Below are 8,334 nucleotides of genomic sequence, written 5' to 3'. Positions count from 1 at the left end.
GGTGGATCGGCGCCGCCCCGCCCGTCAGTGGCACGCCCGTTCCGCCGCGTCGGGAGGCGACGATCTCCGCCGCGATGGAGAGCGCGGTCTCCTCCGGCGTCCGGGCGCCGAGGTCCAGGCCGATCGGTGAGCGGAGCCGGGACAGCTCGCGCTCGGTCAGGCCCGCCTCGCGCAGCCGCCGGTCGCGGTCCTCGTGGGTGCGGCGCGAGCCCATCGCGCCGACGAACGCGACCGGCATCCGCAGGGCCTCCGTCAGCAGCGGTACGTCGAACCTGGCGTCGTGGGTGAGTACGCACAGCACCGTGCGCCCGTCGGTCGGCGTGCTCCGCAGGTAGCGGTGCGGCCAGTCGACCACGACCTCGTCGGCCTCGGGGAAGCGGGCCGGCGTGGCGAACACGGGCCGGGCGTCGCACACGGTCACGTGATGGCCGAGGAACTTGCCGGCCCGCACCAGCGCCGCCGCGAAGTCGACCGCGCCAAAGACGATCATGCGGGGCGGCGGCACGCTCGACTCGACGAGCAGCGTGAGCCCGCCGGGGCAGTGCGAACCGTCCTGGGAGAGGCCGACCGTGCCGGTGCGGCCGGCGTCCAGCAGGGCCCCGGCCTCGGCCACCGCCGTGCGGTCCAGGTCCGGGTGGCCGCCGAGACCGCCCTCGTACGAGCCGTCGGGGTGGACGAGCAGGGCCCGGCCAAGGAGTTCCCCCGGGCCCTGGACGACCCGGGCGAGGGCCGCGGCACCGCCCTCGACGGCGGTCGACAGCGCCGCCCGGAACACCTCCCGCGAGGGCGAGTCCGCAGCGACCGGCGTGATCATCATGTCGATGATCCCGCCGCAGGTCAGCCCGACCGCGAAGGCGTCCTCGTCGCTGTAGCCGAACCGTTCGCGCACCGTCTCGCCGCTCCGGAGGGCATCGGAGCACAGCTCGTACACCGCGCCCTCCACGCAGCCGCCGGAGACCGAGCCGATCACCGTGCCCTCGCTGTCGACGGCGAGGGCGGCGCCGGGCCCGCGCGGTGCGCTGCCGCCGACGGAGACGACGGTGGCGACGGCGAACTCCCGGCCCTCGGCGAGCCAGCGGTTCAGCTCGTCGGCGATGTCAAGCATCCGTCCCGCCCCCGACTGCGGGCACCGTGGCCGACAGCACGCGGTCGGGCCGGATCGGCAGGCTCCGGTGGCGAACGCCGGTCGCGTGCCAGACTGCGTTGGCGACGGCCGCCGCCGCGCCCACGATGCCGATCTCGCCGACGCCCTTGATGCCGACCGGGTCGTCCGGGTCGGGGTCGTCCACCCAGTCCGCCTCGACGTCCGGGACGTCGGCGTGCGTGGCGACGTGGTAGCCGGCGAGGTCGGGGCCGTAGAGTCCGCCGCTCGCCCGGTCCCGGACCGCCTCCTCGTGCAGGGCCATGGAGATGCCCCAGACCATGCCGCCGACCAGCTGGTTGCGGGCGGTGAGCGGGTTGACGATTCGGCCCGCCGCGAAGATGCCGAGCATGCGGCGCACCCGCACCTCGCCGGTGGCGGTGTCCACGGCGACCTCGGCGAACTGCGCACCGAAGGAGTGCCGTTCCTTCTGCGCGAGGGCACCGAGGGCCGCGGTGGTGTCGGAGCGTACGGTGATGCCCTCCGGCGGGATGCTCGTGCCCAGGGCGAGCCGTTCCCGCAGTTCGCGGGCCGCCTCGGTGATCGCCCACGCCCAGGAACGGGTACCCATCGAGCCGCCCGCGATCATCGCCGGTCCGAAGTCGCTGTCCCCGATGCGCACCCGGACCTGCTCGGGCGTGACGTCCAGCGCGTCGGCGGCCACCAGGGTGAGCGCGGTGCGGGCGCCGGTGCCGATGTCGGCGGCGGCGATCCGCACGGTGAAGGTGCCGTCGGCCTCCGCGGTCACGAGAGCGGTGGACGGACCCGCGCCCGCTTGGAAGGACGCCGCGGCCGTGCCGGTGCCCAGCAGCCAGCGCCCGTCGCGGCGCACCCCGGGACGCGGATCGCGGTCCGCCCAGCCGAAGCGACGCGCTCCCTCGTTGAAGCAGGCGGCCAGGTTGCGGCCGCTGAACGGCAGCCCGGAGACCGGGCCGGCCTCCGGCTCGTTGCGCAGGCGCAGGTCGATCGGGTCGACGCCGCAGCGTTCGGCGAGTTCGTCGAACGCCGACTCGATCGCGAAGGACCCCGGCGCCTCACCCGGCGCTCGCATGAACGTCGGGGACGGCACGTCGAGCCGTACGACGTGGTTGGCCGTGCGGTGGGCGTCGGCGTCGTACATCACCCTGGCGACACCTGCGCCGGGCTCGACGAACTCGTAGACGGTCGACGTCTGGTTCAGCGAGCGGTGTTCCAGGGCGCGCAGCCGGCCGTCGGCGCCGGCGCCGAGGCGGACGCGCTGGGTGGTGGGGCTGCGGTATCCGGCCAGCGAGAACATCTGACGCCGGGTCATGACCACGCGCACCGGCCGGTGCAGCACGGTCGCGGCCATCACCGCGGACACCTGGTGGGCGCGCAGGCCCTTGCTGCCGAAGCCGCCGCCGACGTGCTCGGAGCGCACCCGCACCGAGGACTCGTCGAGGGAGAACATCTTCACGAGTTCGCCCTGGATCCAGGTGGTGCCCTGGTTGGAGTCGACGACCTCCAGCCGGCCGCCGTCCCACAGGGCGGTGGCCGCGTGCGGCTCCATCATGCTGTGGTGCTCTTCGGGGGTGGTGTACTCCTCGTCCACCACGACGGCGGACGCCGCCAGGCCGGCCGCCAGGTCACCCTTCTCGGTCTCCGCGGGCATGTGTCCGTCGGCCGGGTAGGCGTCGGGGTGGTCGGCGGAGAGCGTGATGTCGTGCGGTTCCGTGTCGTACGTGACGACGAGGGCCTCGGCGGCCTCCCTCGCCTGCTCGGGCGTCCCGGCGACGACGAGGGCGACCGGCCATCCCGCGTGCGGCACCCGGTCGTTCTGGAAGACGGCGGCTGTCGGGTCCGGCGGAATGCCCAGCATGCCCACGTAGTCGGTGTCGACGCGCGGGGCGTTGCCGTGGTGGAGGACGGCGAGCACGCCGGGCATGCCGAGGACGGGGTCGGTGTCGATCGAGCGGATGCGGCCGCGGGCGACGGTGGACAGCACCAGCCAGCCGTGCGCGAGGTCGGCGAAGGGGATCTCGCCGGCGTAGCGGGCCGCTCCGGTCACCTTGTCGCGGCCCTCCACGCGCGTGTGCGCGGTGCCGACGGCGCCCTTCACCGTCGTAGGACCGGTCGTGGCGGTGGTCATCGGGCGGCCTCCTCGGCGAGTTCGGTCAGGACGGCCACCACGAGGTTGCGCATGAGGGTCACCTTGTATCCGTTGTCGGGCAGTGGCCTGGCGGCACCGAGTTCGGCGTCCGCGGCGGCGGCGAAGGTCTCGCCGTCGGCCGGTCGGCCGATCAGCACCTCCTCGGCCGCGCGGGCCCGCCAGGGCCGGGAGGCGACCGCGCCGAAGGCCAGCCGCGCGTCGCGCACGACGCCGTCCTCGACGTCGAGCGCGGCGGCGGCCGAGCCGATCGCGAAGGCGTACGAGGCGCGCTCGCGCACCTTGCGGTAGCGGGAGCGGGCGGCGACCGGGGCGGGCGGCAGGGTGATGCCGGTGATCAGCGCGCCGGGCGGCAGGGCGGTCTCCCGGTCCGGGGTGTCACCGACGGGGAGGTAGAAGTCGGTGAGCGGCGACTCGCCCGGGCCGTCGGCGGTTTCGTAGGTGACGACCGCGTCGAAGGCCGCTAGGGCGACGCCCATGTCCGAGGGGTGCACGGCCACGCAGTGGCCGGAGGCGCCCAGGATGGCGTGGTTGTGGTGTTCGCCCGTGATCGCGGGACAACCGCTGCCCGGGACACGCTTGTTGCAGGGCTTGCTCACGTCGGTGAAGTAGCCGCAGCGGGTGCGCTGGAGCAGGTTGCCGCCGACGGTGGCCATGTTGCGCAGCTGCCCGGAGGCACCGGCCAGCACCGCCTGGGTCAGCGCCGGGTAGGAGCGGCGCACCGCGGGGTGGGCGGCGAGGTCGCTGTTGGTCACGGTCGCGCCGATGCGCAGGCCGCCGTCGGCGGTCGGCTCGATGCCGTCCAGGGGGAGTTCGCGGACGTCGACGAGCCGGGCGGGGCGTTCGACGCCGGTCTTCATCAGGTCGACGAGGTTGGTGCCGCCGCCGAGGAAGCGGGCGTCCGGGTCGGCGGCGAGCAGCGCCACCGCACCGGAGACGTCGTCGGCGCGCTCGTATCCGAACTCCCTCATGCCGCCGTCTCCTTCGCGGTCTCGCCCTGGTTCGCGTCGTCCTCGCCGACCGCCGCTTCGTCGGCCCCGGCCGCGCGGGCGACCGCCTGGACGATGGAGACGTAGGCTCCGCACCGGCACAGGTTCCCGCTCATCCGTTCGCGGATCTCCTCCGGTGTCAGGGGTGGCGGTCCGGCCTCGGGCCGTACGTCCTCGGTGGCGGCGCTGGGCCAGCCGGCCGCGTGTTCCTCGATGACGGCGATCGCCGAGCAGATCTGGCCGGGCGTGCAGTAGCCGCACTGGTAGCCGTCGAGGTCGAGGAAGGCCTGCTGCACCGGGTGCAGGCGGTCCCCCTCGGCCATGCCCTCGATGGTCGTGATCTCGCGCCCCTCGGCGGCGACGGCGAGGTTGAGGCAGGAGACGGCGCGACGCCCGTCGACCAGGACGGTGCAGGCGCCGCACTGCCCCTGGTCGCAGCCCTTCTTGGTACCGGTGAGGTCGAGGCGCTCGCGCAGGGCGTCGAGGAGGGTGGTGCGGTGGTCGACGGTCAGCTGGTGCTTCTCGCCGTTGATGTTCAGGACGACGGCGCTGGACGTCGACGAGGGCGCTGGGGCCATGGTCAGCCTTCTTTGTTGTCTGGTGACAGTGGTGTCTGGTGACAGTCGATGTCTGGTGACAGTTGATGTCCGACGACAGTTGGTGTCTGGTGACAGTGAAAATGGGCTGTAGGCGGTGGGTTCGTGCGCGGTCGGGGGCCGCCGGCCGTGGCCGCCGCTAGAGTGGACCGGCAACCGGACAACTGTCCGCTCGTTTGGAAAACGTAACGGACAGCTGTCCGCTTAGCAAGAACGGGATTCGGCCACGAACCCGGAAGGAGGACGAGTGCCGCAGCCGAAGAGGGACAGGCCGGACACTCCCCTGCGTTCGGACGCCCAGCGCAACCGCGAGCGGATCCTGAAAGTGGCCATAGAGGAACTGACGCGCTGCGCGGACGCCCCGTTGAGCGGCATCGCCAAGAAGGCGGGCGTCGGACAGGGCACGTTCTACCGCAACTTCCCGCACCGCGAGGCGCTCGTCCTGGAGGTCTACCGCTACGAGATGCAGCAGGTGGCGGACGCCGCTCCCGAGTTGCTGGCCACGCGGGAGCCCGAGCGGGCCCTGCGTGAATGGATGGACCGCCTCGCCCGGTTCGCGATGACCAAGGCCGGCCTGGCGGACGCGATCCGGCTGGTCACCAGCGCGCCCGGCGGACCGGAGAAGCCGCGCCCCACCCCCGTCATGGACGCGGCCCAGCTCCTGCTCCGCGCCAACGAGGAGGCCGGCACCATCCGGCCCGGGGTCTCCGCGGACGACTTCTTCCTCGTCATCGGCGGTCTCTGGCTGATCGATCCCGGCGAGGACTGGCAGCCGCGGGCCACCCGGTTCCTGGACTTCGTCATGGACGCGCTGCGGGCGGGAGCGCCAGGCCGGTGACCGCGCCCCGGAAGCGGTAGCGGCGTTCGGGGCGGCCCGCCACCCCGTAGCGCAGGGAGACCTCCGCGCTGCCGACGGTGTGGAAGTACTCCAGGTAGCGGCGGGCGCTGACCCGGGAGACGCCGGTCAGGGCCGCGCACTCGCTGGCGGACAGGGTGCCGTCGGCCGCACGCAGAGTGCGTTCGACCAGCTCGGCGGTCTCCACGCTCATGCCCTTGGGCAGCGCCGGGACCGGCGCGGCCGGCGACGCCCCCGCCAGCACGCGGTCGACGTCGGCCTGGCTGCGCACCACTGTGCCGAGGAGTCGGCCGCGCTGGACGGCGTAGCGCTCCAGCCGAACCCGCAGGTCCTCGAACTCGAACGGTTTGAGCAGGTAGTCGACCACTCCGTGCCGGACGGCGCCGCGCACCGCGTCGGCCTCCCGGGCCGCGCTGATGACCATGACGTCGCAGTCGTGCCCGGCGGCGCGCAGCCGGGGGATGACGTCGAGGCCGAAGACGTCCGGCAGGTACAGGTCGAGCAGGACCAGGTCGGGGCGCAGTTCCCCGACGGCGGCGAGCGCCTGCTCCCCGGTGCCTGCGACCCCGACGACCCGGAAGGGCTCGACGCGCTCCACGAAGGCGCGGTGCACGCGGGCCACCATGAAGTCGTCGTCGACCACGAGCACGTCGATCGCGGCGTCGGTGCCCCGGGGGGCCGCCGCCCCCGTCACAGCGGTCGTGGCGGCCGCGTCGGCCGTGCCGCTCGTACCCGTCATGGTGCTGCTCCTTCCGCCACCGCGTCGGTGAGGTGGCTGACGGTCATGCGTGCGGTGAACATGGCACCCTCGGGGGTGTTGGTCACCGAGATCTCACCGCCGTGACGCTCGCAGACCAGCCTGGTCAGCGCCAGGCCGATGCCGCGCTCGCCCTGCCGGGCGGCCTTGGTGGTGAAGCCGTGGGAGAAGACCTCGCGGGCCAGTCCCGGCGCCACGCCGGGCCCGGAGTCGCGGACCACGATCTCGACGCTGGAGGCGTCCTGGCGCAGCTCGACCTCCACCCAGGCGTCGTGGTCGCCATCGGGCGCCGCGGCGGCGTCCAGGGCGTTGTCGACGAGGTTGCCGACCACGGTCGCCACGTCCGCGGCGTCCTCCGGGGCGAGCCGGTCGAGCGCCGTGCGGTCGGACACCCGCAGGGCGACCCTGCGCTCGGACGCCAGGGAGGACTTCGCCGTCAGCAGCGCGGCGACGGCGGTGTCACGGACCCGGCGGCTGAGGGTGACGTCCAGGGACTGACGGCGCTGGTTGAGCGCCCGGATGTAGCGCACCACCTCGTCCTGCTCGCCGATCTGGATGAGTCCGGAGATGGTGTGCAGTTGGTTGGCGAACTCGTGGGCCTGGGCGCGCAGCAGCTCGGAAGTGCTGCGGAAGGAGCCGATCTCCCGTTCCAGACGGGCCAGCTCGGTGCGGTCCCGCAGGGTGGTGACCGAGCCGAACGGGCGGCCGTCCTTGGTGACGGTCATGCGGTTCATCACCAGGACCCGGCCGTGGCGGACCACGACCTCGTCGCGCGGCTCGGCCCGGTCCGCCGCGGCCCCGGCCAGCACGTCGCGCAGCCGTCCGTCGATGCCCAGGCCGTCCAGGCTCTGGCCCACGCAGTCGGCGGGCAGGTCGAGCAGACGCCGGCCCATCTCGTTGACCAGGGTCAGCCGGTGCTGCGGATCGAGGGCGACCACGCCCTCGGCGATGCCGTACAGCATGGCCTCCCGGTGCTCGGCGAGCCCGGCGATCTCGCGCGGTTCCAGGCCGAGGGTCTGCCGTTTGACGCGCCGGGCGAGGAGCCAGGAGCCGGCCACGCCGAGGCCGCTGGCGATTCCGAGGTAGGCCAGGAGGTAGGACGAGGCGCCGCTGAGGCGCTGCCACACCGTCGGGTCGGCCTCGCCGACCATCACCGTGCCGAGGTGCCGGCCGAGGGTCTGCCGGGTGGCGCCGAGCACCGGGACCCGGGCGACGAGCTCTCGGCTGCCGTGCACGGTCAGCGGGCCCGACCAGCCGCGCCCCTCGGCGGTGCCCTCGCCGCGCGGCAGCCGGCCGCCGATCAGCGTGGGGTCGGTGGAGCTGACGACGCGGCCGTCGGCGTCGGCCACCGTGACCGAGGTGACCCCGGACTGGGTCTGTGTGGAGTTCACCAGCGGGGCGAGGGCCTCCTGCGGCACGGGGCGCAGCAGCTGGCTGCGGACCAGGGGCGTGGCGGCGAGCTGCTCGGCCAGGGCGGTGACCCGGCGCCCCTCGACGCGGTTGAAGGTGGCCTTGGACTGGGCGAGCGAGACGGCGGCGACCGCGAGCAGCACGACCACGACGATGGCGAGCTGGAGGACCAGCATCTCGCCCGCGAGGGTATGACGGCGGAAGGTGGGGGCCACGGCTGACTCGATCTCGGCTGACGGGGGCGGGCGGGTGTGCCGGCTCGCCATCATGGCGCCCACCTGCGGCGAAGGAAAGAGATGTGCTGTCTTCGCAATGAACCGGGGATGCGTCGGCGACGTACCGGTGATCCATCGGGCGGCCCCCGGCGGTGACCGCAAAGACCACAACCTCCCTTGGTTCCGCAAGGAAGACAGGCCGCCGGTCCGCAGGCACGATGTGGCCCACGTCACCCCCCCCACAC

7 protein-coding genes are annotated in these 8,334 nt (G+C 73.6%); 1 reads left to right on the top strand and 6 read right to left on the bottom strand.

Annotated features, from left to right (window positions below; translation table 11 throughout):
- The 4 genes from EBH09_RS32595 to EBH09_RS32580 form a co-directional block, all read right to left on the bottom strand.
- On the bottom strand, positions 1-1,105 hold a 1,105-nt coding region (locus tag EBH09_RS32595; protein WP_121750434.1), incomplete at its 3' end, for an XdhC/CoxI family protein.
- Complete coding sequence (locus EBH09_RS32590; RefSeq protein WP_121750433.1) at positions 1,098-3,248, bottom strand: xanthine dehydrogenase family protein molybdopterin-binding subunit; 2,151 nt, start codon at positions 3,246-3,248, stop codon at positions 1,098-1,100. The genes EBH09_RS32595 and EBH09_RS32590, both read right to left, overlap by 8 nt.
- The gene (locus EBH09_RS32585; protein WP_121750432.1) at positions 3,245-4,237 is read right to left on the bottom strand and encodes a xanthine dehydrogenase family protein subunit M; all 993 of its coding nucleotides are present in this window, start codon (positions 4,235-4,237) and stop codon (positions 3,245-3,247) included. Before EBH09_RS32585 ends, EBH09_RS32590 begins: the two co-directional genes overlap by 4 nt.
- Entirely contained in the window at positions 4,234-4,833 is a 600-nt protein-coding gene (locus tag EBH09_RS32580) for a 2Fe-2S iron-sulfur cluster-binding protein (protein ID WP_121750431.1), read from the bottom strand. Before EBH09_RS32580 ends, EBH09_RS32585 begins: the two co-directional genes overlap by 4 nt.
- Before the next feature lie 265 nt (positions 4,834-5,098).
- On the opposite strand from EBH09_RS32580, the gene EBH09_RS32575 reads away from it, so the two are divergent.
- On the top strand, positions 5,099-5,689 hold the full coding sequence (locus EBH09_RS32575) for a TetR/AcrR family transcriptional regulator (protein ID WP_121750430.1): 591 nt from the start codon (positions 5,099-5,101) through the stop codon (positions 5,687-5,689).
- Here EBH09_RS32575 and EBH09_RS32570 read toward each other — a convergent pair.
- Both EBH09_RS32570 and EBH09_RS32565 read right to left on the bottom strand, forming a co-directional pair.
- Positions 5,652-6,446 (bottom strand): response regulator, encoded by a 795-nt coding sequence (locus tag EBH09_RS32570; protein WP_121750429.1) that lies wholly within the window; start codon positions 6,444-6,446, stop codon positions 5,652-5,654. The two genes, EBH09_RS32575 and EBH09_RS32570, sit on opposite strands and share 38 nt — an antisense overlap.
- The gene (locus tag EBH09_RS32565) at positions 6,443-8,089 is read right to left on the bottom strand and encodes an ATP-binding protein (RefSeq protein ID WP_121751116.1); all 1,647 of its coding nucleotides are present in this window, start codon (positions 8,087-8,089) and stop codon (positions 6,443-6,445) included. Before EBH09_RS32565 ends, EBH09_RS32570 begins: the two co-directional genes overlap by 4 nt.
- Positions 8,090-8,334 lie beyond the last annotated feature (245 nt).

This window comes from Streptomyces sp. E2N166 (assembly GCF_003671715.1).
Taxonomy (GTDB): domain Bacteria; phylum Actinomycetota; class Actinomycetes; order Streptomycetales; family Streptomycetaceae; genus Streptomyces; species Streptomyces thinghirensis.
This window is presented reverse-complemented; position numbering and strand designations above follow the sequence as displayed.

Coding starts and splice junctions, on each gene's coding strand:
- EBH09_RS32585 (WP_121750432.1), bottom strand. CDS start 4,237: ATGAGGGAGTTCGGATACGAGCGCGCCGACGACGTCTCCGGTGCGGTG.
- EBH09_RS32570 (WP_121750429.1), bottom strand. CDS start 6,446: ATGACGGGTACGAGCGGCACGGCCGACGCGGCCGCCACGACCGCTGTG.
- EBH09_RS32590 (WP_121750433.1), bottom strand. CDS start 3,248: ATGACCACCGCCACGACCGGTCCTACGACGGTGAAGGGCGCCGTCGGC.
- EBH09_RS32580 (WP_121750431.1), bottom strand. CDS start 4,833: ATGGCCCCAGCGCCCTCGTCGACGTCCAGCGCCGTCGTCCTGAACATC.